General features: G+C 73.0%; 16 protein-coding genes, 1 tRNA gene and 1 rRNA gene. 4 read left to right on the forward strand and 14 right to left on the reverse strand.

The genetic code is table 11. The features are described from left to right. Nucleotides 1-240: 240 nt before the first annotated feature. The 3 genes from ACZ3ZE_RS26565 to ACZ3ZE_RS26575 form a co-directional block, all read right to left on the reverse strand. Nucleotides 241-549: an AzlD domain-containing protein gene (locus ACZ3ZE_RS26565; RefSeq protein ID WP_361177713.1), complete on the reverse strand. Its 309-nt coding sequence runs from the start codon at nt 547-549 to the stop codon at nt 241-243. Continuing rightward, on the reverse strand, nt 546-1,277 hold the full coding sequence (locus tag ACZ3ZE_RS26570; RefSeq protein WP_361177711.1) for an AzlC family ABC transporter permease: 732 nt from the start codon (nt 1,275-1,277) through the stop codon (nt 546-548). The genes ACZ3ZE_RS26565 and ACZ3ZE_RS26570 overlap by 4 nt, the downstream gene beginning before the upstream one ends. Nucleotides 1,278-1,412: 135 nt before the next feature. Further along, nucleotides 1,413-2,306, reverse strand: coding sequence for an AraC family transcriptional regulator (locus ACZ3ZE_RS26575; RefSeq protein WP_467260958.1), 894 nt, complete (start codon nt 2,304-2,306; stop codon nt 1,413-1,415). Between the two features lie 91 nt (nt 2,307-2,397). On the opposite strand from ACZ3ZE_RS26575, the gene ACZ3ZE_RS26580 reads away from it, so the two are divergent. The 3 genes from ACZ3ZE_RS26580 to ACZ3ZE_RS26590 all read left to right on the forward strand — a co-directional run bounded on the left by ACZ3ZE_RS26580 (nt 2,398) and on the right by ACZ3ZE_RS26590 (nt 9,023). Next, complete coding sequence (locus tag ACZ3ZE_RS26580) at nt 2,398-7,089, forward strand: Lhr family ATP-dependent helicase (protein WP_467260959.1); 4,692 nt, start codon at nt 2,398-2,400, stop codon at nt 7,087-7,089. Nucleotides 7,090-7,393: 304 nt separating this feature from the next. Beyond that, nucleotides 7,394-8,188 (forward strand): Fpg/Nei family DNA glycosylase, encoded by a 795-nt coding sequence (locus ACZ3ZE_RS26585; protein WP_361177705.1) that lies wholly within the window; start codon nt 7,394-7,396, stop codon nt 8,186-8,188. A 70-nt stretch (nt 8,189-8,258) separates the two neighbouring features. Then, a complete protein-coding gene (locus ACZ3ZE_RS26590) occupies nt 8,259-9,023 on the forward strand; it encodes an SDR family NAD(P)-dependent oxidoreductase (protein WP_467260961.1) in 765 nt (254 codons plus the stop codon). Here ACZ3ZE_RS26590 and ACZ3ZE_RS26595 read toward each other — a convergent pair. The 9 genes from ACZ3ZE_RS26595 to ACZ3ZE_RS26635 form a co-directional block, all read right to left on the reverse strand. Continuing rightward, nucleotides 8,971-9,276: a hypothetical protein gene (locus tag ACZ3ZE_RS26595; RefSeq protein WP_442306101.1), complete on the reverse strand. Its 306-nt coding sequence runs from the start codon at nt 9,274-9,276 to the stop codon at nt 8,971-8,973. The two genes, ACZ3ZE_RS26590 and ACZ3ZE_RS26595, sit on opposite strands and share 53 nt — an antisense overlap. 357 nt (nt 9,277-9,633) lie before the next feature. Further along, a complete protein-coding gene (locus ACZ3ZE_RS26600; protein WP_329424792.1) occupies nt 9,634-10,008 on the reverse strand; it encodes a helix-turn-helix domain-containing protein in 375 nt (124 codons plus the stop codon). 109 nt (nt 10,009-10,117) lie between these two features. Next, nucleotides 10,118-10,651 carry a CinA family protein gene (locus ACZ3ZE_RS26605; protein WP_361177700.1) on the reverse strand — a complete coding sequence of 178 codons (534 nt, stop codon included), beginning with the start codon at nt 10,649-10,651 and terminating at the stop codon, nt 10,118-10,120. Beyond that, the gene (pgsA, locus tag ACZ3ZE_RS26610) at nt 10,648-11,343 is read right to left on the reverse strand and encodes a CDP-diacylglycerol--glycerol-3-phosphate 3-phosphatidyltransferase (RefSeq protein ID WP_361630738.1); all 696 of its coding nucleotides are present in this window, start codon (nt 11,341-11,343) and stop codon (nt 10,648-10,650) included. The genes ACZ3ZE_RS26605 and pgsA overlap by 4 nt, the downstream gene beginning before the upstream one ends. After that, on the reverse strand, nt 11,340-12,890 hold the full coding sequence (gene rimO / locus ACZ3ZE_RS26615) for a 30S ribosomal protein S12 methylthiotransferase RimO (protein WP_467260963.1): 1,551 nt from the start codon (nt 12,888-12,890) through the stop codon (nt 11,340-11,342). Before rimO ends, pgsA begins: the two co-directional genes overlap by 4 nt. A 73-nt stretch (nt 12,891-12,963) precedes the next feature. After that, nucleotides 12,964-13,797 (reverse strand): helix-turn-helix domain-containing protein, encoded by an 834-nt coding sequence (locus tag ACZ3ZE_RS26620; RefSeq protein ID WP_361177694.1) that lies wholly within the window; start codon nt 13,795-13,797, stop codon nt 12,964-12,966. Between the two features lie 222 nt (nt 13,798-14,019). After that, the gene (locus ACZ3ZE_RS26625) at nt 14,020-16,839 is read right to left on the reverse strand and encodes a DNA translocase FtsK (protein ID WP_467260965.1); all 2,820 of its coding nucleotides are present in this window, start codon (nt 16,837-16,839) and stop codon (nt 14,020-14,022) included. A 116-nt stretch (nt 16,840-16,955) separates the two neighbouring features. Then, on the reverse strand, nt 16,956-17,630 hold the full coding sequence (locus ACZ3ZE_RS26630) for a response regulator (protein ID WP_361177690.1): 675 nt from the start codon (nt 17,628-17,630) through the stop codon (nt 16,956-16,958). A 281-nt stretch (nt 17,631-17,911) separates the two neighbouring features. After that, a complete protein-coding gene (locus ACZ3ZE_RS26635; protein WP_361177688.1) occupies nt 17,912-23,371 on the reverse strand; it encodes a HAMP domain-containing protein in 5,460 nt (1,819 codons plus the stop codon). A gap of 236 nt (nt 23,372-23,607) precedes the next feature. Between ACZ3ZE_RS26635 and ACZ3ZE_RS26640 the strand changes: the two genes are divergently transcribed. After that, on the forward strand, nt 23,608-26,259 hold the full coding sequence (locus ACZ3ZE_RS26640) for a SpoIIE family protein phosphatase (protein WP_361177686.1): 2,652 nt from the start codon (nt 23,608-23,610) through the stop codon (nt 26,257-26,259). A gap of 109 nt (nt 26,260-26,368) precedes the next feature. Here the strand turns inward: ACZ3ZE_RS26640 and ACZ3ZE_RS26645 are convergent. Next, a tRNA-Thr gene (locus tag ACZ3ZE_RS26645) sits at nt 26,369-26,441 on the reverse strand. Between the two features lie 5 nt (nt 26,442-26,446). Further along, a 5S ribosomal RNA gene (gene rrf / locus ACZ3ZE_RS26650) occupies nt 26,447-26,539 on the reverse strand; the annotation flags it as partial.

The raw sequence follows: 26,539 nt of genomic DNA on the forward strand, positions 1-26,539 counted from the left end.
GGGGGGGGCCGGGGACCCCCCGGTGTGGGGCGCGTCTGGGAACCGGGGGTGGGGCGGGGCGCCGGGGGGGGGGGGGGCGGCGCGGCGCCCGGGGGGGGGGGGGGGGGGGGGGGCCCCCCCCGGGCCGCCGGTCCGCGGCGGTCGTGGAGGGCACGGACGTGGCGACGGAGCCGACCCGCTCGGCCTCGGGCCGCGCCCGGGCCGAGGCATCCACGCCCGATCCCCGTCCCGGACGCCGCTTCAGCCGCCCAGCGCCCGCACCCCGGCCGTGACGAGCACCGCCGCGCCGACGACCACCAGGAAGGGGGCGCGCAGGACGAGGGCGAGCGCCGCCGCCGCGAGGCCGGCGGCCCGGGCGTCGATCGTGAGGGTGCCCTGGCTGCTGAAGGTCTGCTGGGCGGTGAGCGCCGCCAGCAGAGCGACCGGCACGAGGGCCGAGAGGCGCTGGACGAGGGGGCGTTCCAGGGTGTCGGCGGGCACGAGCAGGCCGAGCAGTTTGACCAGGTAGCACCCGGCCGCGGTCAGGGCGATGGCGATCCAGACGGTCATCGGACCTCCTCCTTGCGGTCGCGGCGGCCCTGGAACCAGAGCACGGCGGGCGCGGCGAGCGCGGCGGCCAGGACCGGGACGCCGGCCGGCAGGACCGGCAGCAGCCCGAGGCCGAGCAGGACGGCGAGGCCGGCGGCGGCGCGTTCGGTGGCCGACTTCAGCATGGGGGCGAGCAGCGCGAGGAAAACGGCGGGCCCGGCCGCGTCCAGGCCCCACGCGGCGGTGTCGCCGATGGCCTCCGCGCCGAGCGCGCCGAGCAGCGTGGTGAGGTTCCACAGCACGTACAGGGTCAGTCCGGTGACGGTGAAGCCGATCCGCGCGGCCCGCCGGTCCGGCTGGGCGAGGGAGACGGCCGTGGTCTCGTCGATCACCCACTGCGCGGCGAACGGCCGGACGACCCGCCGCAGCGCGAGCAGCTGGCTGAGCCGGAGGCCGTAGAAGGCGTTGCGGGTGCCGAGGAAGAACGCCCCGGCGGCGGCCGTGAACGGGTTCCCGCCCGCCGCGAGCGCGCCCACGAGGGCGAACTGCGAGGCGCCGGTGAAGACCAGCAGACTGAGCGCGCAGGTCTGGAGCAGGCTCAGGCCCGATCCGGCCGAGGTGACGCCGAAGGCGAAGCCGGACAGGCCGACGGCGACCCCCACGCCGAGCGCGTCGCGGACGACGGCCGCGTCGCTCTTGGGGGGTGCCGGCTCGTCGCGTATTTCGGGGGGTGCTGTCTGTTCTGCCACGTCAGAGACGGTACGGGCGGGGGCGGGGGCGCGTCTTGTACGTTCTTGCGCACCCGGCCGGGCAGCCTTCCGGCGTGGCCGCCTTACGACCGGATCTCATTCCGGCAAGGCCACCTCCCGGGCAACGCCCTACCGCTACCGCTCCCCCGTCCCCCGCGCGCGCTGGTATGCCCCCGGGGGCACGCCCACGCTCCGGGTGAAGTGGCGGTTGAGGTGGGGCTGGTCCGTGAAGCCGACGGCGACGGCGGCCTGGGCCGGGGGTGTGCCCGCGTCCAGGAGGCGCCGGGCCCGCCGGACCCTGGCGTCGGTCAGCCAGGTGTGCGGCGGCATGCCGTAGGCGCCGCGGAAGGCCCTGAGCAGGGCGAAGGGACTGGTGCCGAGCTCGGCGGCGAGCTGTTCCAGGGTCGGCGGGTCGGCCATCCGCTCCTCCAGGACGGCCCGTGCGAGGGCCGCGTCGCGCGCGCCGGCGGCGCGGGGGGCCAGGGGCTGGACGCGGCCGCCGTGGCTGCGCAGCATCCGGGCCGTGACCAGCCGCAGCAGGCTGTCGGCGGCGAGCGCGTTGCCCTCCTCGGCGGCGCGGTGCACCCCGACGACCAGCCGGGCCGCGTACGGATCGTCGATGACGGGCTCCACGAAGCCGACGGTGCCCCGGACGGCGAGGGTGTCGGCCGCGATGGCGCGGACCAGCTCGGCGTCGGGGTAGATCGTGCGGTACGTCCATCCCTCGGGCACCCCCGCGTGCCCGGTGTGCGGGGTGTCGGGGTTGACCAGGGCGATCTGGCCGGGCCCGGCGCGGACGAGGTCGCTGCCGTAGTGGAAGGCCTCGACGCCCTCGGTGATCGCGGCGAAGACGAAGCTCTCGTGGGTGTGCCGGGAGAACTCCTTGCGGACGTAGTGGGCGTGCAGGAGGTCCACCCCGGTGAGCCCGGCCGGGCGCCAGTACCGGGCGCGCTCGCCGCGTGCGACCCGCTCGCCCGGGGCCCCGTGCTCCCGGGCCGCGCGCCCGAGCCCCGCGTCACCGCTCGACATACCCCTCATTCTGCGCCACCGCGCCGCGCCGCCACGAACGGGTTTCCCCAGGTCCGGGCGGTTGTCAGTGGCGGGGTGCACGATGGGTGGCATGGTCAGGTCCGCGCTCGACTCGTTCTCCCCCGCGACCCGCAGTTGGTTCACCGGGGCCTTCACCGCGCCCACGGCGGCGCAGGAGGGCGCCTGGCAGGCCATCGGCGCGGGCTCGGACGTGCTCGTCGTCGCCCCGACCGGTTCCGGCAAGACGCTCGCCGCCTTCCTCGCCTCGCTCGACCGGCTGGCCGCCACGCCCCCGCCGGCCGACGCCAAGAAGCGCTGCCGGGTGCTGTACGTGTCGCCGCTGAAGGCGCTCGCCGTCGACGTCGAGCGCAATCTGCGCTCGCCGCTGACCGGCATCCGCCAGGAGTCGGTACGGCTCGGACTGCCCGAGCCGGACGTGAGGGTGGGCATCCGCTCCGGCGACACCCCGCCCGCCGAGCGGCGGGCCCTGGCGACCCGGCCGCCGGACATCCTGATCACCACCCCCGAGTCGCTGTTCCTGATGCTGACCTCGGCCGCCCGCGACGCGCTCGCGGGCATCGAGACGGTCATCCTGGACGAGGTCCACGCGGTCGCCGGGACCAAGCGCGGGGCGCATCTGGCGCTCTCCCTGGAGCGGCTGGACGAGCTGCTGCCCCGGCCGGCGCGCCGGATCGGCCTGTCCGCGACGGTCCGGCCGGTGGAGGAGGTGGCGCGCTATCTCTCGCCGCAGCGGAAGGTCGAGATCGTCCAGCCGCCCTCCGGCAAGGAGTTCGACCTGTCGGTGGTCGTGCCCGTCGAGGACATGGGCGAGCTGGGCGGCTCCCCCGCCTCCGACGCCTCCGGCGGGGCGGACGGCGGCGACCGGCCTTCGATCTGGCCGCACGTGGAGGAGCGGATCGCCGACCTGGTGCAGGCGCACCGTTCGACGATCGTCTTCGCCAACTCCCGCCGCCTGGCCGAGCGCCTGTGCAACCGGCTGAACGAGATCGCGTACGAGCGGGCCACCGGCGAGGCCCTGCCCGACGGGAAGCCGCCCGCCGAGATCATGGCCCAGTCGGGCGCGGCGCAGGGCGCCCCGCCGCTGCTGGCCCGCGCGCACCACGGCTCCGTCTCCAAGGAGCAGCGGGCCCTGGTTGAGGAGGACCTGAAGGCGGGCCGGCTGCCCGCCGTGGTGGCCACGTCCAGCCTGGAGCTGGGCATCGACATGGGCGCGGTGGACCTGGTGGTCCAGGTGGAGTCGCCGCCCTCGGTGGCCTCCGGGCTCCAGCGCGTGGGCCGCGCGGGGCACCAGGTGGGGGCGGTGTCCACGGGAGTGGTCTTCCCGAAGTACCGGGGCGACCTGGTGCAGTCGGCCGTGGTGACGGAGCGGATGCGCAGCGGCTCCATCGAGTCGCTGCGGGTCCCGGCCAACCCGCTGGACGTGCTGGCCCAGCAGCTGGTGGCGACGGTCGCGCTGGACAGCTGGCAGGCGGACGACCTGCTGGCGCTGGTCCGCCGGGCGGCGCCGTTCGCTTCGCTGCCGGAGTCGGCGTTCACGGCGGTCCTGGACATGCTGGCCGGCCGCTATCCCTCGGACGCCTTCGCGGAGCTGCGCCCGCGCGTGGTGTGGGACCGGGTCGCGGGCACGGTCACGGGCCGCCCCGGCGCCCAGCGGCTCGCCGTCACCTCCGGCGGCACGATCCCCGACCGGGGCCTGTTCGGGGTGTTCCTGGCGGGCGCCGACCCCAAGAAGGGCGGCGGCCGGGTCGGGGAGCTCGACGAGGAGATGGTGTACGAGTCGCGGGTCGGCGACGTGTTCACGCTGGGCACGACGTCCTGGCGGATCGAGGACATCACCCGCGACCGGGTCCTGGTGTCGCCCGCGCCGGGTGTGCCGGGCCGGCTGCCGTTCTGGAAGGGCGACCAGCTGGGCCGGCCGCTGGAGCTGGGCCGCGCGGTGGGCGCGTTCCTGCGCGAGGTGGGCGCCCTGCGGCCGGACGACGCGCGGCTACGCCTGGTCGCGGCCGGTCTCGACGCGTGGGCGGCGGACAACGTGCTCGCGTATCTCGCCGAGCAGCGCGAGGCCTGCGGCCATGTGCCGGACGACCGGACGATCCTGGTGGAGCGTTTCCGGGACGAGCTCGGCGACTGGCGGGTCGTCATCCACTCCCCCTTCGGGGCGCAGGTGCACGCCCCGTGGGCGCTGGCCCTCGGCGCCCGGCTCGCCGAGCGGTACGGCATGGACGCCCAGGTGATGCACGCCGACGACGGCATCGTGCTGCGCCTGCCGGACGCCGACCTGATGAGCCTCGACCTGCTCGACGGCGACCCGGGCGGCACGGGCGGCACGGACCACCCGGGCGGGACGGGCGGCCCGGTGGACCCGAGCCGGTTCGGCGACACGGCCTTCGACAGCGAGCAGGCGCCGGTCGGCGCGGCGGACGCCGTCTTCGACAAGGGCGAGATCGGACAGATCGTCACCGACCAGGTCGGCGGCTCGGCCCTGTTCGCCTCCCGCTTCCGCGAGTGCGCGGCGCGCGCCCTGCTGCTGCCCAAGCGCAACCCGGGGAAGCGCACCCCGCTGTGGCAGCAGCGCCAGCGGGCGGCGCAGCTCCTCCAGGTGGCGAGCGAGTTCGGCTCCTTCCCGATCGTCCTGGAGGCGGTCCGCGAATGCCTCCAGGACGTCTTCGACGTGCCGGGCCTGACCGAGCTGATGGGGGACATCGAGGCCCGGCGGGTGCGTCTGGTCGAGGTCACCACCCCCGAGCCGTCCCCGTTCGCCCGCTCGCTGCTCTTCGGCTACGTCGCCCAGTTCCTGTACGAGGGCGATTCGCCGCTCGCCGAGCGGCGGGCGGCCGCCCTGTCGCTGGACTCCCGGCTGCTCGCCGAGCTCCTCGGCCAGGCGGAGCTGCGGGAGCTGCTCGACCCTGAGGTGCTCACCGAGCTGGAGCGCGAGCTCCAGTGGCTGACCGAGGACCGGCGGATCAAGGATGTGGAGGGCGTCGCCGACCTGCTCCGGGTCCTGGGGCCGCTCACCGATACGGAGCTGACCGAGCGGGGCGCCCAGGCCGACTGGGCGCCGGAGCTGGGCCGGGCCCGCCGTGCGATCCGGGTCCGGATCGCGGGAGTGGAGCACTGGGCGGCGATCGAGGACGCGGGCAGGCTGCGGGACGCGCTCGGCACGGCGCTGCCGGTCGGCGTGCCCGAGGCGTTCACGGAGCCGGTGAAGGACCCGCTGGGCGACCTGCTCGCCCGCCACGCCCGTACCCACGGCCCCTTCACCTCCTCGCAGGCCGCCGGACGGTTCGGCCTGGGCACGGCGGTCACCGACGGCGCCCTCCAGCGGCTCGCGGCGGCCGGGCGGGTCGTGCAGGGCGAGTTCCATCCCTCCGGCATCGGTCAGGAGTGGTGCGACGCCGCCGTGCTGCGGCGGCTGCGGCGCCGCTCGCTCGCGGCCCTGCGCCACGAGCTGGAGCCGGTCGCCCCGGCCGCCCTCGCCACCTTCCTGCCCCAGTGGCAGCACCTGGGGAGCAACAGCCTGCGCGGGATCGACGGCCTGGCCCGCGCGATCGAGCAGCTCCAGGGCGCGCCGGTGCCGGCCTCGGCCCTGGAGAAGCTGATCCTGCCGTCCCGGGTGCGGGGCTACTCCCCGGCGCTGCTCGACGAGCTGACGACGACCGGCGAGGTCGTCTGGGCGGGCGCGGGGGCGCTGCCCGGCAAGGACGGCTGGATCTCGCTGTACCTCGCGGACGCGGCGCCGCTGCTCCTGCCACCGCCGCACCCGCTGGAGCCGACCGCGCTCCACGAGTCCGTCCTGACGGTGCTCTCCGGCGGGTACGGGCTGTTCTTCCGCCAGATCGCCGACCAGGTGCGGGCGACCACCCACCCGGACGCGACGGACCCGCAGCTGGCGGACTCCCTGTGGGACCTGGCCTGGTCGGGGCGGCTCACCAACGACACCCTGGCGCCGCTGCGCGCCCTCCTCGGCTCGGGCCGCACAGCGGGTTCGACGGCGCACCGCGCCCGGCGCACGGTCCCGCGCGGCCGGTACGGGACGCTCACCGCGGCCGCCCGGCCCGCCTCCCGCACGGGGCCGCCGACGGTGAGCGGCCGCTGGTCGCTGCTGCCGCCGCCGGAGCCGGAGCCGACCCACCGGGCGCACGCCCTGGCCCGCACCCTCCTGGACCGGCACGGGGTGGTCACCCGGGGCGCGGTGGCCGCCGAGGGCGTCGAGGGCGGCTTCTCGGCGACGTACCGGATCCTGTCCGCGTTCGAGGACAGCGGGCAGGCCCGTCGCGGCTATGTGGTGGAGGGTCTGGGCGCGGCCCAGTTCGCCATGGACGGCGCCGTCGACCGGCTGCGCGCGGCGGCCAACGCCCGGGACCGGGGCGCCGAGGAGGGCGCGGGACCCCGCGCGGTGGTCCTGGCGGCGGCCGACCCGGCGAACGCGTACGGGGCGGCCCTGTCCTGGCCCGAGCCGCCGACGGGCGCCGGTCACAAGCCGGGCCGCAAGGCGGGCGCGATGGTCGTCCTGGTCGACGGCGAGCTGACGCTCTACATGGAGCGGGGCGGCAAGACCCTGCTGTCCTGGCCGGCGGACCCGGACTCCCCGGCGCTCCGGGCCGCGGCGGAGGCGCTGGCGGCTGCGGCCACGGCGGGCTCGCTCGGCACGGTGACGGTCGAGCGGATCAACGGCGCCACCGCGCTGACCTCCCCGCTGTCCCGCCCCCTGGAGACGGCAGGCTTCCACGCCACCCCCAGGGGGCTGCGCCTGCGCGCCTGACGGACCGCCGGGACCGGCCCGCTCCGACGCGCGCGAGCCAGGCCTGACGGGCGCCGGCACCGGCCCACTCCGGCGCGCGTGTGCCACGCCTGACCGGTACCGGGGCCGCCCCTCCGACGCACGCGTCCCACGCCCGACCGGCACCGGGACCCGCCCACTCCAACGCGCGCGTCCGACCGTCACGGGGCGCCATGGGACCGCCTGGGGACGTACCTGCCCCGGCCCCGGGACGGAAGCCACCCGTCGGCCGCCGCAGCGCCCTCCCCAGGCGCCCCCGTCGGCCCACCCGGGGCATCATGGCCCCATGCCCGAAGGAGACACCGTCTGGTTCGTCGCCCACCGGCTGGACGGGGCGCTCGCCGGGCGGGTGCTCACGCGGTCGGATCTGCGCGTGCCCCGGTTCGCGACCGCCGACCTGACCGGACGGCGGGTCCTCGACGTCACCCCGCGCGGGAAGCATCTGCTCACCCGGATCGAGGGCGGGCTCACGCTCCACTCCCATCTGCGGATGGACGGGGCGTGGCGGGTGTACGCCACCGGGGAGCGCCCGCGCGGGGGCCCGGAGCACCAGATCCGGGCGATCCTGGGGAACGCGGAGTTCACGGCGTACGGCTACCGGCTCCCGGTCCTGGAGCTGATCCGTACCGCCGACGAGGAGCGGACCGTGGGCCATCTCGGCCCGGACCTGCTCGGCCCCGACTGGGATCCGCAGGAGGCCGTACGGCGCCTGGGCGCGGACCCGTCGCGGGCGCTCGGCGAGGCCCTGCTGGACCAGCGGAACCTCGCCGGGATCGGCAATGTCTACAAGTCGGAGCTGGCCTTCCTCGCCGGTGTCACGCCCTGGCTGCCGGTCGGCGACCTGGCACCCGGCGTCCCGGAACGCCTGGTGGCTACCGCCCACCGGCTCCTGGAGGCGAACAAGGACCGCCCCGACCGCCGGACGACCACGACCCGCCGCCCCACCGAGCGCCTGTACGTCTACGGCCGCGAGGGCCGCGCCTGCCTGCGCTGCGGCGGCCCGGTCCACAAGGCGGAGCTCGGCGACCGCGTGACGTACTGGTGCCCCGGCTGTCAGAAGGGTCCAGGGCAGGAGCCGTGACCACGGATCCCGCAAACAGAACCCCGCCCCCTAATTGACGGACCGTCAGATCCGGTCGTACCGTCCGGACATGGTCCTCACCGCGTACGACCTCACCGGCCGCACGGCCTTCGTCACCGGAGCGGCGAGCGGCATCGGCCGCGCGACCGCGGAGCTTCTCGCGGAGGCGGGGGCGGCCGTCCACTGCGCGGACCGCGACGAGCGCGGCCTGAAGGAGACGGCGGACCGGATCGGGCGGCGGGGCGGCACCGCGCACGTCCACGCCCTGGACGTCACCGACCGCGCCGCCCTCGGCGCGGCGGTCCGGGCGGCGGGCCCGCTGCACGTCATGGCGGCGGTCGCCGGGATCATGCACACGAGCACGGTCCTGGAGACCCGCGAGGAGGACCTCGACCGGGTGCTCGCGGTGAACTTCAAGGGCGTGCTGCACGCCTGCCAGGAAGCGGCCGGCGCGATGATCGAGCACGGCGTCCCCGGCTCCATCGTGACCATGGCCTCCGGGGCGATGGACACCGCGAGCCCCGGGCTGCTCTGCTACAGCGTCGCCAAGGCGGCCGTGGTGCAGCTGACCAAGACGCTGGCCGCCGAGGTCGGCCGGCACGGCATCCGGGTCAACGCGGTCGCGCCGGGCTGGATCCGCACCCCCATGACGGACCGCCACGAGCCCGCCGCCCAGGAGCAGGCCGAGGCGATGATGGTCCGGGTCTCCCCGCTGGGCCGGGTCGGCGAGCCCGAGGACGTCGCGCACGCGGTGCTCCACCTCGCCAGTGACGCCTCGTCGTTCACGACGGGCCAGATCCTGCGCCCCAACGGCGGCGTCGCGATGCCCTGGTGACGGCCCGCCTCGAACTCCCCAACGCGGGCGCCCCGCCCCTCCCCGAAGACGCCCCACGTCTCCGCGAAGAGGCGGCCACGTGCACCGGCAGCAGGCTCAGTCCCCAGCCGCCCGCGGCCACCGCCCCCTCGACCGGGCCCGTCTCCCCCGGCACCAGCAGCAGGCGCAGCACCGCCCACCACCAGAGCCCGCCGGCCACCAGTCCGACCGCGACCAGCATGAGCGTCACCAGCGGAACCTGTCGCCGTACCATGGCCGCCTCCTCCGGTCGACGCTAGTGCGGCAGGATCACCCGGCGGGAGGGCGCACCGGAGGCAGACCGGGCGCACGGAACGCGTGGAGAGCGCCGTATCGCGGGAGCGAAGGCCATGGGGGCTCCTACCTGTCGTACGTCCCCCCGCCGTGCCCCCACCATGGCACGCCCCCCGGTGACCCGGCATCTCCAGCACCGCGAAGCGCGACCCGCGAAGCGACCCGAAGAGCAGCCCGCGGAGCGACCCGAGGAACACCCCACGGAGCGGCACCCACCGCACACGTGAAGAGCCCCGCCCAACACCCCTTCCAGGGTGCCGAGCGGGGCTCGATCGCACTTCGCCGAAGCGGTTTCGGTTCAGGCGGCGACGACGTTCACCGCTTCTGTGGGCGCCTTGATGGTCACCCGCTCGGTGGACACACCGGCCACCGAGACCGAATTGAGCATCGGACGGACCGGCGCCGGCACCGGTTCGCTCGCCGCTGCCGACTCGGCCAGTTCGGCCAGCGACAGCTCGTCGCTCACTTCACGCATGAGCTCGGACATCCGTACGTCCAGCGCGTCGCAGATCGCGGAGAGCAGTTCGGAGGAAGCCTCCTTCTGCCCCCGCTCCACCTCGGAGAGATAGCCGAGTGAGACTCGGGCGGACGAGGAGACTTCGCGCAGAGTACGGCCCTGGCGCTGGCGCTGCCGACGCAGCACGTCACCCAACAGGCGACGGAGCAGAATCATCGGTGGCTCCCTCCTCGGACCGCGTAGCCGCATCCTTCACGCCCCACCGTACCGCCTCGCGCCGCGGCCGTGCGGGGAGCGATGTCGTGTTCACTCATGGCTGCAAACATCAATCTCCCCCGTTCTGTTCCGTATCCTGTGCCCGCGCATTTTCCGGGTGTTCTCCGCCGAGCAGCTCGCGGAGCAATTCGAGCACGCTCCGCACGCTCTCTCTACGGATTTCCGCGCGGTCGCCGTTCAACCGCAACGAGGCCACCTTCCCCGCCCCGCAGCGCTCCCCCGCGGGCCCGGCGACGGCCACGTAGACCGTCCCCACGGGCTGGCCGTCCTGCGGATCGGGTCCCGCGACGCCGGTCGTCGCGATCCCCCAGTCGGCGCCCAGCCGGGTCCGCACACCCGCCGCCATCTGCAGCGCGACCTCCGGATCGACCGCGCCGCGCTCCGCCAGGAGGGTCCGGTCGACCCCGAGCAGCTGCTCCTTGAGCGGCGTCGCGTACGCCGTGACGGAGCCGCGGAAGGACTTCGAGGCCCCGGGGACCCCGGTCAGCTCCGCGGCCACCAGACCGCCCGTGAGGGACTCCGCGGCGGCCAGCGTGTGGCCTCGTTCCGCGAGCAGCTCCAGCACCCGGGCGGCTTCGTTCATCGTCCGTCCACCCCGGAGGCCCGTCCGTCCGCCTCCGCGGCGGCCTCGGCGCGCTCCGCCGCGAGCCCCTGGCGGCGCAGGACGACCGCCTGCCGTACGTAGTCCAGACCGGTGACGACCGTCAGCACGACGGCCACCGCCATCACCCAGAAGCGCAAGGTGGCGAGTGGACCGGTGAGCATCAGCACGTACATGCCGACCGCCGTGCCCTGCGCGAGGGTCTTGATCTTGCCGCCGCGGCTGGCCGGGATGACCCCGTGCCGGATCACCCAGAACCGCATCAGGGTGATCCCCAGCTCACGGGCGAGGATCACGCCCGTCACCCACCACGGCAGGTCGCCGAGGTACGACAGGGAGATCAGTCCGGCCGCCATGATCGCCTTGTCGGCGATCGGGTCGGCGATCTTCCCGAAGTCGGTGACCAGGTTGTACGTCCGCGCCAGATGCCCGTCGAAGACGTCGGTGATCATGGCGACGGCGAACGCCGCCCACGCCCAGGCGCGCCAGGCGGGGTCGTGCCCGCCGTCCTGGAAGAGCAGCACCACGAAGCCGGGCACGAGCACGAGCCGGACCATGGTGAGGATGTTCGCGATGTTCCACAGGCTGGCCTGGTTGACGGCCGCAGTGCCCAGCTTGCCGCGCGGCGCCGGCCTACCGGTCCCGCCCGTCGCGGATGCCGGGACTCCGGTCATCTGCCCGCCTCCTCGGCTCCGGGGGTCTGGGGGTCGCCCAGAAGGTCGCAGCACTCGGCCACCAGGTCGACGCCCTCGGTGTCGACGACCTTGGCCCTGACCATACGGCCCGGGGCCAGGCCGAGGCCCTCGGCCGAGTCCGCCGGGAGGAGCACCTGGCCGTCGGTCTCGGGCGCCTGGTGCGCGGCGCGGCCGATCCAGCCGTCCGCCTCCTCGTCGAAGGACTCGACCAGTACTTCCAGGGTCTCGCCGATCCGCTCCTCCGCGCGCTGGGCGGTGAGCTCCTCGGCGAGCCGGGACAGGTGCGCGAGGCGCGCGTCGACCACGTCCTGGTCGAGCTTGTGCTCGTACGTGGCGGCCTCGGTGCCGTCCTCGTCGGAGTAGCCGAAGACGCCGATGGCGTCGAGGCGCGCGTGGGTGACGAAGCGTTCCAGCTCGGCGAAGTCCGCCTCGGTCTCGCCGGGGAAGCCGACGATGAAGTTGGAGCGGGCGCCGGCGGCCGGGGCCTTGGAGCGGATGGTCTCCAGGAGCTCCAGGAAGCGGTCGGTGTCGCCGAAGCGGCGCATCGCCCGCAGCACGTCGGGCGCGCTGTGCTGGAAGGACAGGTCGAAGTACGGGACGACCTTCTCGGTCGAGGTGAGCACGTCGATCAGGCCGGGGCGCATCTCGGCGGGCTGGAGGTAGCTGACCCGGACCCGCTCGATGCCGTCGACGGCGGCCAGCTCGGGCAGCAGGCTCTCCAGGAGCCGGATGTCGCCGAGGTCCTTGCCGTACGAGGTGTTGTTCTCGGAGACCAGCATGACCTCCTTCACACCCTGCTCGGCGAGCCAGCGCGTCTCGTTCAGCACGTCCGAGGGACGGCGCGAGACGAAGGAGCCGCGGAAGGACGGGATGGCGCAGAAGGAGCAGCGCCGGTCGCAGCCGGAGGCCAGCTTCACGGAGGCGACCGGGCTGGTGTCCAGGCGGCGCCGGAGCGGGGCACGCGGCCCGGAGGCGGGCGCCAGGCCGTCGGGGAGGTCGGTGGGCACGTTCTCCGGGGCGGCGGGCGCCTCGGGCGTCTCAGGGGCCTCCACGGCCCCGTGGCCGGGCAGGGCCACCGACGCGGCGGCCTGCTGGCGCTCCACCGGCGAGAGCGGCAGCAGGCTGCGCCGGTCACGCGGGGTGTGCGCCTCGACGCTGCCACCGTTGAGGATGGTCTGGAGGCGGTTGGAGATGTCGGCGTAGTCGTCGAAGCCGAGCACGCCGTCGGCCTCGGGGAGCGCGTCGGCGAGTTCCTTGCCGTAGCGCTCGGCCATACAGCCGACGGCGACGACGGCCTGGGTGCGGCCGTGGTCCTTCAGATCATTGGCTTCGAGGAGGGCGTCGACGGAGTCCTTCTTGGCGGCCTCGACGAAACCACACGTGTTGACGACGGCGACGTCTGCGTCCTCGGCGGACTCGACGAGCTCCCAGCCGTCCGCTGCCAAGCGGCCTGCGAGCTCCTCCGAGTCCACCTCGTTACGGGCGCAGCCGAGAGTGACAAGGGCGACGGTACGGCGTTCGGGCATGGACTCAAGACTACTTCGTCCCGGCCGTTACTCCGTCGCGCAGGGTTCACCCACGTCACACCCGTCACCGGGATCAGCCGGCCTCGGGGTCGCCCTTGGTGTAGGACAGGCGCTCGACCTGGCCGGACTCGAAGGTGTCCTGGACCTTCTTGCCGTTGACGTAGAGCTCGATCGGCCCGGCGTTGCCGAGGATGAGATCGACGCGCTCGTCGTCCTGGAAGGTCTTGGACTCGCCCGCGAGGAGCAGTCCGTCGAAGAGCAGCTTGCCATCGTGCGCCTTGGCCGAGATCCAGCTCTTGTCGTCGACCGCGGTGAGCTTCACGGTGACCTTGTCCTGCGGGACCGCCGCGATGGCGCTCTCGGAGGGAGCGGGCTTGGGGGCGGGCTTGACCGGCTTGGGCTTGGCGCTGGTGCTGGCCTTGGGCGCCGGGGCCGGGCCCTCCGCGACCGCGCCGTTGCCGCGCACGTCGTTCCCGTTGAACATCGTGAAGCCGACGAAGCCGACGACGGCCACGATCGCGGCGACCATGGCGGCGGTCCAGTTGGGGCGGCGCGGCTCGGGGCGGATGCGTTCCGCCTCGAAGAGCGGGGCGGCCGGGGTCGGGGCGGGACGGCCGCCGTGCTCGGCGTCGTACTGCTCGATCAGCGGGGCCGGATCGAGCCCCACGGCGCGCGCGAGCGTACGGATGTGCCCGCGGGCGTAGACGTCGCCGCCGCAGCGCGAGAAGTCGTCCTCCTCGATCGCGTGCACGATCGGGACGCGCACGCGGGTGGAGGCGCTGACCTCTTCGACGGTGAGACCGGCGGCGACACGGGCCTGCTGGAGAGCGAGACCGATCGAATCCCGGTCATCTGCCGGGAAGTTCCGGTCGTCCTCGGGGGATTCGGGGGAGTTGCCGATGGACACGGGAGCGCCTTTCGAGCGTGTAGCCACCTGCTGGACGTTCAGTCTATGGGTGGTACGAAAGGGTGGGGCAACCGGGCGGGCGTCGTTTGTACGCCATGAGGCTGGGACATCATCCTGTCCCTCCCTCCAACTTGACGTATGTCCAAGGGAAACGGTTGCCCTCGTTCCCTTACGAGTGAGTCTCGGCCCGGTCTCGTTACGGCAGCCCCCGGCTCGGCGCCCTCAGCCGTCGGTCTCCCCGCGGATCACGGCCAGCACCCCGTCGAGCTCGTCGGGCTTGACCAGCACGTCCCGCGCCTTCGACCCCTCGCTCGGTCCGACGATGTTGCGCGACTCCATCAGGTCCATCAGCCGGCCGGCCTTCGCGAAGCCCACCCGCAGCTTGCGCTGGAGCATCGAGGTGGAGCCGAACTGGGTCGAGACGACCAGCTCGGCGGCCTGGCACAGCAGGTCGAGGTCGTCGCCGATCTCCTCGTCGATCTCCTTCTTCTGCTTGGTGCCGACGGTGACGTCCTCCCGGAAGACGGGCGCCATCTGGTCCTTGCAGTGCTGGACGACGACGGCGACCTCGGCCTCGGTGACGAAGGCGCCCTGCATACGGGTCGGCTTGTTCGCGCCCATGGGCAGGAAGAGGCCGTCGCCCTTGCCGATCAGCTTCTCGGCGCCCGGCTGGTCGAGGATGACCCGGCTGTCGGCGAGCGAGGAGGTGGCGAAGGCGAGCCGGGAGGGCACGTTCGCCTTGATCAGGCCGGTGACGACGTCCACGGAGGGCCGCTGGGTGGCGAGCACCAGGTGGATGCCGGCCGCGCGCGCCAGCTGGGTGATGCGGACGATCGCGTCCTCGACGTCCCGGGGGGCGACCATCATCAGGTCGGCGAGCTCGTCGACGATCACCAGGAGGTACGGGTAGGTCTTGAGCTCGCGCTCGCTGCCCGGCGGGAGCTGGACCTTGCCCTCGCGGATCGCCTGGTTGAAGTCGTCGATGTGCCGGAAGCCGAACGCGGCCAGGTCGTCGTAGCGCAGGTCCATCTCGCGCACGACCCACTGGAGGGCCTCGGCGGCCCGCTTCGGGTTGGTGATGATCGGCGTGATCAGGTGCGGGATGCCCTCGTACGCGGTGAGCTCGACCCGCTTGGGGTCGACGAGCACCATCCGGACGTCCTCCGGGGTCGCTCTTATCATCACGGAGGTGATCAGGCAGTTGATGCAGGAGGACTTGCCGGAGCCGGTGGCGCCGGCGACCAGGATGTGCGGCATCTTCGCCAGGTTGGCCATCACGTAGCCGCCCTCGACGTCCTTGCCGAGCGCCACCAGCATCGGGTGGTCGTCCTCCGCCGCCTCGGCCAGCCGCAGCACGTCGCCGAGGTTGACCATCTCGCGATCGGTGTTCGGGATCTCGATGCCGACGGCGGACTTGCCGGGGATCGGCGAGATGATCCGCACGTCGGGGCTGGCCACGGCGTACGCGATGTTCTTGGTGAGCGCGGTGATCTTCTCGACCTTGACCGCGGGGCCGAGCTCCACCTCGTACCGGGTGACCGTCGGGCCCCGGGTGAAGCCGGTGACGGCGGCGTCGACCTTGAACTCGGCGAAGACGTTGGTGAGCGACTCGACGATCAGGTCGTTGGCGGCGCTGCGGGTCTTGCCGGGGCCGCCGCGCTCCAGGAGGTCCATGGACGGCAGGGAGTACGTGATGTCGCCGGCCAGCTGGAGCTGCTCGGCCCGCGGGGGCAGGTCGGTCGGCTCGGGCGCCGGCTTGGTGAGGTCCGGCACTCCCCCGCCGGACGCGTCCCGGCCGCCCTTCGCCCCGCGCGCGGTCGGCACGGGACGGGCAGGTGCGGCGGGTGCCTCGGCGGCGTCGGCCGCGGCCGCTTCGACGGCGGCGGCCCGCTCGGCGGTGAGGTCCCGGGTCAGTCCTGCGACCAGCGGGGACGGCGGCATGCCGTTGAGGACGGCGCCGTCCAGGGCGGCGGCCGCCGCGGCGGCGACGTCGACGGGGTCGAGCCCGCCGGTGTCGAACGCGGAGGCGGGCGGGGTACGGCGCCGGCCGCGCCGCGCCAGGGCCGCGGCCTCCGCCCGGTCCGGCCCGTCGGGGTCGTGGCCCGGCCCGGTGCCGGGGGCGCGGCGGCGGACCGGGCGCGCGGGCCGCGGGCCCGCCTCGCGCCAGTCGTCGCCGTAGGCGTCGTGGGCGTCGTCCGCCTCGGGCTCGTACTCCGGCTCGACGATGCCGAGCCGGGCGCCGAGGGCGCGCAGCCGCTGCGGGATGGCGTTGACGGGGGTGGCGGTGACGACGAGCAGCCCGAAGATCGTGAGCAGCACCAGCATGGGCACCGCGAGAACCTCGCCCATCATGAAGACGAGCGGCTTGGAGGCGGCCCAGCCGATGAGCCCGCCGGCGTCCTGCATGGCCTTGGTGCCGTCTCCGCGGCCGGGTGAGCCACACGCGATGTGCACCTGTCCGAGCACGCCGATGACGAGCGCGGACAGGCCGATCGCGATCCGCCCGTTGGCCTCGGGCTTCTCCGGGTGCAGGATCAGCCGGACGCCGATCGCGCCGACCAGCAGCGGGACCAGCAGGTCGAGCCGCCCGAAGGCGCCGGTGACCAGCATCTCGACCAGGTCGCCCACGGGGCCGCGCAGATTGGACCAGGTCCCGGCGGCGACGATCAGGGCGACCCCGAGCAGCAGGAGGGCCGCGCCGTCCTTGCGGTGCGCCGGGTCGAGGCCCTTGGCTCCGCGCCCTATCCCCCGGAACATCGCGCCCACGCCGTGCGCCAGGCCGAGCCAGAGTCCGCGCACGAGCCGGTAGAGGCCGCCGGTCGGGGACGGCGCCGGTCGGGGCGCGGGCCGCTTCGCGGCGGTCTTGCGTACGGGGGCGCGCTTGGCGGGCGCGGCCTTCCTGGCCGGCGCCTTCTTCGCGGGAGGCTTCGCGGGCGCCTTGGCGGGCGCCGCTTTCTTCGCGGTGCCCGTCGTACGGCCGGCGGGCGGCTTTGCGGTGCCCGCCGTGCCCTGGGAACCCTTGCCGGACGTACGTGAGGCCATGATGCTGAGGTTACCGGTGTACGCCGCCGGGGAAACAGCTCACCCGTTCGTGTCGCCCTTGCGGGGGCGCGAAACTGACGCCCGCTCATGGCGGGCGTCCGGTGGGTGAGGTCGGGTCAGTTCTGCGAGGGCAGGGTGGGCGCGCCGCCCGTGCCCGGCTCCAGCGCGTCGAGGGCCCGGCGGAGTCCGGTCAGCTTGCGCTCCAGGTGGGCGGCGGTGGCGACGGCGGCCGCGTCGGCCGAGTCGTCGTCGAGCTGCTTGGACAGCGCCTCGGCCTGCTCCTCGACCGCGGCGAGGCGGGCGGAGAGCTCGGCGAGCAGTCCCGCGGACTCCTTGGCGTGCCCGTTGTGGCCGCCGCCCTCCAGCTGGAGCCGCAGCAGCGCCGCCTGCTCGCGGAGCTGACAGTTCTTCATGTACAGCTCGACGAAGACGGAGACCTTGGCCCGCAGCACCCACGGGTCGAACGGCTTGGAGATGTAGTCGACCGCGCCCGCCGCGTATCCCCGGAAGGTGTGGTGGGGGCCGTGGTTGATGGCGGTGAGGAAGATGATCGGGATGTCCCGGGTCCGCTCACGCCGCTTGATGTGCGCCGCCGTCTCGAACCCGTCCATTCCGGGCATCTGGACGTCCAGCAGGATGACCGCGAAGTCGTCGGTCAACAGCGCCTTGAGCGCTTCCTCCCCGGACGATGCCCGTACCAGCGTCTGATCGAGCGCCGAGAGAATGGCCTCCAGCGCCAGCAGATTCTCCGGCCGATCATCGACCAGGAGGATCTTGGCCTTCTGCACCATGCCCCGTCCTCCTCGCCCCGGCACTGCCTCGTTCCGGCTCTGCGAGCCGGGGGTAGCACCGGGCGCCGCCCCAGAGGACGACTCCCATGCGCCGTCCGTCCTTGTGCCGGTCATCGTAGCCGCACCCCGCCCGTCGCCACACCCTGTCACCGCATTGTCACGGAGCACGCAGCCCGTGCCCGTACGTCGAACGCGGTGGGAGACCAGAAGGTTCCCCGTCCTCGGGTCTCTCACACCCGTACGGCGGCGGTCCGCCGGCGAACCGCCGGCGGACCCGGGTCTCAGTGGCCCTCCCCCCGCATCCACTGCTCCATGAGCGTCAGCAGGACGTCGGGGTCGACCGGCTTGGTGACGTAGGCCGAGGCCCCGGAATCGAGGGCCTTCTCCTTGTCCCCCTTCATCGCCTTCGCCGTCAGCGCGATGATCGGCAGCCCGGCGAACTGCGGCATGCGCCGGATCGCGGTCGTCGTCGCGTAGCCGTCCATCTCCGGCATCATGATGTCCATCAGCACCACCGACACGTCCTCGTGCTGCTCCAGGACCTCGATGCCCTCGCGCCCGTTCTCCGCGTACAGCACCGCCAGACCGTGCTGCTCCAGGACGGAGGTGAGGGCGAAGACGTTGCGGATGTCGTCGTCGACGATCAGCACCCGCTCCCCGGCGAAGCCGTACGTCCGGCGCGGCGCCGGCTCCGGCCGCTCCCCCGCCTCCTCCGTACCGTGCTGCGGGGACTGCCCGGGGACCGCCGCCCGCGGCTGCTCCACCGCCTTGCGCCGGTGCCGGAACAGCGCGCCCGACCGGCCCCCGGCCGGCGGCGCCGGCGCGAAGTGCATGAGGCCGTCGCCGGACTCCCCCGCAGGCGCCTGCAGTTCGGCCGGGTCCGGCTGCTCCTGCCCGTAACCGTGCTGCGCCGGCTCGCTGGGGCTCAGCGGCAGGTAGAGCGTGAACGTCGAGCCGCGGCCCGGCTCGCTCGCCGCGTGGATCTCGCCGCCGAGCAGCCGGGCGATCTCCCGGCTGATCGAGAGCCCCAGGCCCGTACCGCCGTACTTGCGGCTGGTCGTGCCGTCGGCCTGCTTGAACGCCTCGAAGATGACCCGCATCTTGCCGGCCGCGATGCCGATGCCGGTGTCCGTCACCGAGAAGGCGATCAGCTCGGCGTCCGCGTCGCGCAGCGTCCCCGCCTCCAGGAGCTGCTCCCGGATCGACTGCGGCACGTCCGTGCCCGCCGGGCGGATCACCAGCTCCACCGCGCCCGTGTCGGTGAACTTCACCGCGTTGGACAGCAGGTTGCGCAGCACCTGGAGCAGCCGCTGCTCGTCGGTGTGCAGCGTGGCGGGCAGTTCGGGCGAGACCCGCACCGAGAAGTCGAGACCCTTCTCCGCGGTCAGCGGCCGGAACGTGGCCTCCACGTAGTCGACGAGCTGCACGAGCGCGATCCGGGTGGGCGAGACGTCCATCTTGCCCGCCTCGACCTTCGACAGGTCCAGGATGTCGTTGATCAGCTGGAGCAGGTCGGAACCGGCCCCGTGGATGGTCTCGGCGAACTCCACCTGCTTCGGCGTCAGGTTGGTGTCCGCGTTGTCGGCGAGCAGCTTGGCCAGGATCAGCAGCGAGTTGAGCGGGGTGCGCAGCTCGTGCGACATGTTGGCCAGGAACTCGGACTTGTAGCGCATGGAGACGGCGAGCTGCTCGGCACGCTCCTCCAGGACCTGCCGGGCCTCCTCGATCTCGGTGTTCTTCACCTCGATGTCCCGGTTCTGACGGGCCAGCAGCTCGGCCTTGTCCTCCAGCTCCGCGTTGGAGTTCTGCAGCTCCTTCTGCCGGTGCTCCAGCTCCGCCGACCGTTCCCGCAGCTGCTCGGTGAGCTCCTGCGACTGCTGGAGCAGCACCTCGGTACGGGTGTTGACGCTGATGGTGTTGACCGTGGTCGCGATCAACTCCGCGATCTGGTTGAGGAAGTCCCGCTGAATCTGGGTGAACGGCTGGAAGGAGGCCAGCTCGATCACCCCGAGCACCCGCCCCTCGAACAGCACGGGCAGCACGATCACATGGGCCGGGGCGGCCTCGCCGAGCCCGGAGGAGATCTTCAGATAGCCCGGGGGCACGTTGACCTGGATGGTCCGCTTCTCCTCGGCCGCCGTCCCGATCAGCGTCTCACCGGGCCGGAACGAGGTCGGCATCGACCCGGCGGAGTAGCCGTAACTGCCGCGCATCCGCAGCTCGTACGAGCCCTCCCCCTCACCCACCGGTTCGGCGTCGTTGGGCGCCGAACCCGTCGGCATCGCCACGAAGAAGGCACCGTGCTGCGCCGAGACCACCGGCGTCAGCTCGCTCATGATGAGCGAGGCCACGTCCTCCAGGTCCCGGCGGCCCTGCATCAGACCGGAGATGCGGGCCAGGTTGCCCTTGAGCCAGTCCTGCTCGTCGTTGGCGAGGGTCGTGTCGCGCAGGTTGGAGATCATCGTGTTGATGTTGTCCTGCAGCGCCTGGATCTCACCGGCCGCGTCCACACCGTCGATCTTGACGTTGAGGTCGCCGCGGGTCACCGCGGTGGCGACGGCCGCGATGGCCCGCACCTGACGGGTCAGGTTCCCGGCCATCTCGTTCACCGACTGCGTGAGGTCCCACCAGGTGCCCTCCACGTCCCGCACCCGGGCCTGGCCGCCGAGCTGGCCGTCCGTACCCACCTCGCGGGCCACCCGGGTGACCTCCTCGGCGAAGTTCGACAGCTGGTCGACCATCGTGTTGATGGTGCTCTTCAGCTGCTGGATCTCGCCCCGCGCGTCGATGTCGATCTTCTTGGTGAGGTCGCCCTTGGCGATGGCCGTGGTGACGGCCGCGATCTGGCGCACCTGACCGGTCAGGTTGTCGGCCATCGAGTTCACCGACTCGGTCAGGTCCTTCCAGGTACCCGACACCCCGGGCACCCGCGCCTGACCGCCCAGTTCGCCCTCGGTACCCACCTCGCGGGCCACCCGAGTCACCTCGTCGGCGAACGACGACAGCGTCGTCACCATCGTGTTCACGGTGTCGGCGAGCTCGGCGACCTCGCCGCGCGCGTCCACGGTGACCTTCTTGGTCAGATCGCCGTTGGCGACGGCCGCGGAGACCCGGGAGATGTTCCGCACCTGACTGGTCAGGTTGTTGGCCATCAGGTTGACGTTGTCGCTCAGGTCCTTCCAGATGCCCGTCACACCGCGCACCCGGGCCTGGCCGCCGAGGATGCCCTCGGTACCCACCTCACGGGCCACCCGGGTCACCTCGTCGGCGAAGTTGGACAGCTGGTCGACCATCGTGTTGACGGTCGTCACCAGCTCCAGGATCTCGCCCTTGGCGTCGACGGTGATCTTCTTCGACAGGTCGCCTCGCGCGACCGCGGTGGTGACCTCGGCGATGTTGCGGACCTGGAAGGTCAGGTTGTTCGCCATGAAGTTCACCGACTGGGTCAGGTCCTTCCAGGTGCCGGAGACCCCCTGCACCTCGGCCTGACCGCCCAGGATGCCCTCCGTGCCCACCTCGCGGGCCACCCTCGTCACCTGGTCCGCGAAGCTGGACAGCTGGTCCACCATCGTGTTGAGGGTGTTCTTCAGCTCCAGGATCTCGCCCCGCGCGTCCACGTCGATCTTCTGCGACAGGTCACCGCGGGCCACCGCCGTGGCGACCTGCGCGATGTTCCGCACCTGCGCCGTCAGGTTCCCGGCCATGCCGTTCACCGAGTCCGTCAGATCCCGCCACACGCCGGCGACGCCCGGCACCTGCGCCTGACCGCCGAGCCGCCCGTCCGTACCCACCTCGCGGGCCACCCGGGTCACCTGGTCCGCGAAGGCCGAGAGCTGGTCGACCATCGTGTTGATGGTGTTCTTCAGCTCCAGGATCTCGCCCCGCGCGTCCACGTCGATCTTCTGCGACAGGTCACCCCGCGCCACCGCCGTGGTCACCTGGGCGATCTGCCGCACCTGCGACGTCAGGTTGCCGGCCATGAAGTTCACCGAGTCGGTGAGCTCCCGCCACCGCCCGGACACGCCGTCCACCCGGGCCTGACCGCCGAGCCGGCCCTCCGTGCCCACGTCCCTGGCCATCCGCGTCACCTGGTCGGCGAAGGACGACAGCTGCGACACCATCGTGTTGACGGTGTTCTTCAGCTCCAGCATCTCGCCGGCCACGTCGACCGTGACCTTCTGCGACAGATCACCGTTGGCGACCGCCGTCGTCACCTGCGCGATGTCCCGCACCTGACCCGTCAGGTTGCGGAACGCCGTGTTCACCGAATCGGTGAGGTCCTTCCACGTGCCCGCCGCGCCCGGCACCTCGGCCTGACCGCCGAGCAGACCCTCGACACCGACCTCCCGCGCCACCCGGGTCACCTCGGAACCGAACGCGGACAGCTGGTCCACCATCGTGTTGACGGTGTTCTTCAGCTCCAGCATCTCCCCGGCCACGTCCACCGTGACCTTCTGCGACAGATCACCGTTGGCGACCGCCGTCGTCACCTGCGCGATGTCCCGCACCTGCGTGGTGATGTTCCGGAAGACCGTGTTGACCGAGTCGGTCAGGTCCTTCCACGTGCCAGCCGCGCCCGGCACCTGCGCCTGACCGCCCAGCAGGCCCTGCGCGCCCACCTCACCGGAGACCCGGGTCACCTCGTCGGCGAAGGTCCGCAGCGTCTCCGTCATCTGGTTGATGGTGTCCGCCAGCTGCGCGATCTCGCCGCGCGCCGACACCCGCACCTTCTGCGACAGGTCTCCGTTGGCCACCGCGGTGGTGACCTCGGCGATCCCCCTCACCTGATTGGTGAGATTTCCCGCCATCGTGTTGACGGAATCCGTGAGGTCCTTCCACACACCGGCGACCCCGGCCACCTCGGCCTGACCGCCCAGCTCCCCCTCGGTACCCACCTCGCGGGCCACCCGGGTCACCTCGGACGAGAACGAGGAGAGCTGGTCCACCATCCGGTTGACGGTGTTCTTCAGCTCCAGCATCTCGCCGGCCACGTTCGCCGTGACCTTCTGCGACAGATCACCGTTCGCGACCGCCGTCGTGACCAGCGCGATGTCCCGCACCTGGGCCGTCAGCCGGTTCGCCATCGTGTTGACCGAGTCCGTCAGGTCCTTCCACGAGCCGGACATCCCCCGCACCTGGGCCTGACCGCCCAGCTTGCCCTCGGTGCCCACCTCCAGGGCGACCCGGGTCACCTCGTCCGCGAACACCGACAGCTGGTCGACCAGGTTGTTCACCGTACGGGCGACCTTCAGGAACTCCCCCCGCAAGGGCCGCGTCGTCCCGTCCAGGCCCTCCGAGCGCAGCTCCATCCGCTGCCCCAGATCACCCTCGGCCACCGCCGAGAGCACCCGCCCCACCTCGGAGACCGGCCGCGCCAGCTCGTCCACCAGCGCGTTCGCGGCCTCGACCGCCGCCGCCCACGCCCCCTCACCGGACCCGGTCTCCAGCCGCTCCGACAGCTTGCCCTCGCGGCCCACCACCCGGCGCACCCGCGACAGCTCACCCGTCAGATGCGTCTGCCGGTCCGCGAGCTCGTTGAAGACGGCGGAGATCTCCGCCATCACCCCGTCGCCCGAGACCGTCAACCGCTTGCGGAAGTTCCCGTCCCGCATCGCCACCAGCGACGCGAGCAGCCGCTCCAGCGCCGCCGCGTCGACCTGGACCGACCCACGACTCCTGGACCGTCCGCCCCTCGCGCGCGTTCCGCCACTGCCGCGTCGCGCTGCCGTGCCAGACTCCACCGTGTCCCTCCCGAAGGGGTCGACGAACTTCCCGGGGTACCCCAAGGCTGCCCAGTGTTTCACCCTGGTCGAACCCGGCCATAACAGTTCGACGGAAACAGCGACGACCGGCATCCGCTGGAACAGCGAAGGTAAGTAACCTGGCATCCGGCTGTCCAACCGCCCCGGTCCGCCCGGCGGGGGCGTTCACAGCACTCACACAGCACCACCACCGGGCACCGGGAGGCAGACCGACCATGGCAGAGCCGGGCGTCGAGACGCGTACGAGGAGTTCAGTGATCACCGCGCGGGCGGCTGCCAGCTTCGATCCCGTCGGGCGGTCCGTGGCGACCGCCCGCGCTTTCGTACGGGACACCCTCCAGGGCTGGGGATACGCCGAGGTCGTCGACGACGCCGTCGTCCTCACCAGCGAACTCGTCACCAACGCCGTCATCCACGCCGGCACCGCCGCCGACGTCCTGTGCCTGCGCGCCGACGACGGCGTCCGCATCGAGGTCGCCGACCGCTACCCCGAGCGCGAGATCCCCCTCCAGCAGGGCCGCTCCATGGCCGGACCCGAGCGGGAGAACGGCCGGGGCCTGCTGCTGTGCGCCGCCCTCGCCACCCGCTGGGGCGTCGAGTACAGCCCCACCCGCAAACATGTCTGGTTCCACCTCGACCTCCCCGAGCGGCCCGTCGGCACCCGCTCCGCCGGCCCCGTCCTGCCCGACCCGCTGCTCCCCGTCACCGAGAGCCGGGTCCGCGTCGCCGTCGTCCAGATCGACCGCGGCGGCGCCATCTCCGCCTGGAACGAGGACGCCGAGGAACTCTTCGGCTACGGCGCCGAGCAGGTCACCGGCAAGCCCCTCGGCGACCTCGCCGCCTGGCCCCACACCCCCGGCATCGGCACCGGCCTCGCCGAGGCCCTGCGCCTCTCCCGCTGGGAGGGCAGCTACGGCATCCGCTGCGCCGACGGCCGCGTCATCCCCGTCTACGCCTCCCACCTGCGCGTCCGCGACGCACAGGGCGAGCCCTCCACGGTCTGCCTCCTCGTCCGCGAGTACGAGCGCGCCGTCCTCCAGACCCCGCAGCGCCCCGCCGCCTCCGAGACCGGGACCGAGAGCCGCTCGGCGGCCGACCCCTTCGAGGTCTTCATCGGCTCCCCGGCCCCCGACGACCTCGACGGCCTGCTCCAGCGCACGGTCGAACGCGCCCGCGACATGCTCGACGGGGACTCCGCCTTCCTCCTCCTGGCAACCGACGACGAGACCGAGCTGGAGGTACGCGCCACCACGGGCCTGCCCTCGGCCCGCCAGCGCTTCGCCCGCGTCCCCGTCGAGACCGGCGCCAGCCGCTACGGCTCCGCCCGCATGCCCGCCGTCCACGAGGACCTGGCCGCCGTCCCCGGCGCCGTGCCCCTCCTCGAAGGCACCGGCATGCGCTCGGTCGTGACGGTCCCGCTCAAGGTAGAGGGCCGCCTCACCGGCTCCCTCGGCGTCGCCGCCGAAGGCGCGAACCGCTACTCCAACGAGGAGGCCCTGCGCCTCCAGTTCGCCGCCGACCGGATCGCGCTCGCCGTCGAGTCGGCCCGCCTCGGCGAGCTCGAACGCCTCCGCCGCGGCTCCCTCAGCTTCCTCGTCGAGGCCTCCGACCTCCTGGCCGGCACCCTCGACCGCGACCAGACGCTGGCCCTGATGGCCCAGATGACGGTCCCGACCCTGGCCACCTGGTGCGCCGTCTACACGATCGCGGACCAGGCCTCGGACCCGTACCTCTCCTTCGTCCTGCACGAGGACGAGGACCTGATCGACGGTCTGAAGGACCTGCTCTCCTCCATCTCCCCGCCCGACCCGGTGACGACGCCCGGCGCCCGGGTGTGGTCCGCTCCCGGCGACGCCGCGCACCGTGCGGCGCTCAGCGCCTCGATGCGCGAACTCGACGGCCCGGGCAGCCCGGTGTCCTCCGGCATCCACACGACCCTCGCCACCGCGACGGCCGTCGGCGGCGAGACCGTCGTCCTGCCGCTGGTCGCCCGCAACCGTGTCATCGGCATGCTGACCCTCGGCAAGCCCTCGGACGACCACTTCCGCCAGGAGATCCTGGAGCTCGCCGAGGACCTGTCCCGGCGGGCCGCCCTGGCCCTGGACAACGCCCGTCTCTACTCCGAGCGCACGGCCATCAGCCGCTCCCTCCAGCGCAGCCTCCTCCCGCCGGGTCTGCCGGACGTCCCCGGTGTCGAGGTCGACGTCATCTACCGCGCGGCCGGCGAGGGCAACGAGGTCGGCGGCGACTTCTACGACCTGTTCCCGATCCGGGACGGCGCGTACGGCTTCGCCATCGGCGACGTGTGCGGTACGGGCCCGGAGGCCGCCGCCGTCACCGGCCTGGCCCGGCACGCCCTGCGTCTGCTGGCCCGCGAGGGCTTCGGCGGCCCCGCCGTCCTGGAGCGCCTCAACGCGGCGATCCTCGACGAGGGCGCCCGCAGCCGCTTCCTGACGCTCCTGTACGGCGAGATGCGTCCCCAGGAGGACGGCTCGGCCGTCCTGAAGGTGGTCTGCGCGGGGCACCCGCTCCCGCTCCGCCTCAGCCAGGACGGCACGGTCCGCCCGGCGGCGGACCCGCAGCCCCTCCTGGGGGTCATGGACGATCTGGAGCTCTACGAGCAGACGGTCACCCTGGATCCGGGCGATGTCCTCCTGTGCGTCACGGACGGCGTCACCGAGCGCCGCGAGGGCACCCGCATGTTGGGCGACGACGGCCTCACCGAGGTCCTCAGGTCCTGTACGGGCCTGACGGCCGGCGCGATCACCTCGCGTGTGCTGCGGGCGGTCGAGCGCTTCGCCCAGGAGCCGGCCTCCGACGACATGGCCATCCTGGCCCTCCGCATCCCGGAGCCGCACAACCGCTGACCCGACCGTGAAGGCCGGCCCCGCCCGGGGCCGGCCTTCCGTCGTCTCGTCTCTCCTCGTCCCGGAAACGCAAAAAGGCCCCCGCCTGATGGCGGGGGCCTTTTCTCTGAGCCCTTTAACGGAATCGAACCGTTGACCTTCTCCTTACCATGGAGACGCTCTACCGACTGAGCTAAAAGGGCGGGTTGTTCGGCGGCGTCCTACTCTCCCACAGGGTCCCCCCTGCAGTACCATCGGCGCTGAAAGGCTTAGCTTCCGGGTTCGGAATGTAACCGGGCGT

This window comes from Streptomyces sp. NPDC023157 (assembly GCF_055560575.1).

What these genes read in the sequence shown, in the direction of transcription:
- ACZ3ZE_RS26600 (WP_329424792.1), bottom strand. Translation starts at nt 10,008, where the DNA reads ATGATTCTGCTCCGTCGCCTGTTGGGTGACGTGCTGCGTCGGCAGCGC.
- ACZ3ZE_RS26590 (WP_467260961.1), top strand. Translation starts at nt 8,259, where the DNA reads ATGGTCCTCACCGCGTACGACCTCACCGGCCGCACGGCCTTCGTCACC.
- ACZ3ZE_RS26575 (WP_467260958.1), bottom strand. Translation starts at nt 2,306, where the DNA reads ATGTCGAGCGGTGACGCGGGGCTCGGGCGCGCGGCCCGGGAGCACGGG.
- pgsA (WP_361630738.1), bottom strand. Translation starts at nt 11,343, where the DNA reads ATGACCGGAGTCCCGGCATCCGCGACGGGCGGGACCGGTAGGCCGGCG.
- ACZ3ZE_RS26625 (WP_467260965.1), bottom strand. Translation starts at nt 16,839, where the DNA reads ATGGCCTCACGTACGTCCGGCAAGGGTTCCCAGGGCACGGCGGGCACC.
- ACZ3ZE_RS26585 (WP_361177705.1), top strand. Translation starts at nt 7,394, where the DNA reads ATGCCCGAAGGAGACACCGTCTGGTTCGTCGCCCACCGGCTGGACGGG.
- ACZ3ZE_RS26640 (WP_361177686.1), top strand. Translation starts at nt 23,608, where the DNA reads ATGGCAGAGCCGGGCGTCGAGACGCGTACGAGGAGTTCAGTGATCACC.
- ACZ3ZE_RS26595 (WP_442306101.1), bottom strand. Translation starts at nt 9,276, where the DNA reads ATGGTACGGCGACAGGTTCCGCTGGTGACGCTCATGCTGGTCGCGGTC.
- ACZ3ZE_RS26630 (WP_361177690.1), bottom strand. Translation starts at nt 17,630, where the DNA reads ATGGTGCAGAAGGCCAAGATCCTCCTGGTCGATGATCGGCCGGAGAAT.
- ACZ3ZE_RS26605 (WP_361177700.1), bottom strand. Translation starts at nt 10,651, where the DNA reads ATGAACGAAGCCGCCCGGGTGCTGGAGCTGCTCGCGGAACGAGGCCAC.
- ACZ3ZE_RS26565 (WP_361177713.1), bottom strand. Translation starts at nt 549, where the DNA reads ATGACCGTCTGGATCGCCATCGCCCTGACCGCGGCCGGGTGCTACCTG.
- ACZ3ZE_RS26580 (WP_467260959.1), top strand. Translation starts at nt 2,398, where the DNA reads ATGGTCAGGTCCGCGCTCGACTCGTTCTCCCCCGCGACCCGCAGTTGG.
- rimO (WP_467260963.1), bottom strand. Translation starts at nt 12,890, where the DNA reads ATGCCCGAACGCCGTACCGTCGCCCTTGTCACTCTCGGCTGCGCCCGT.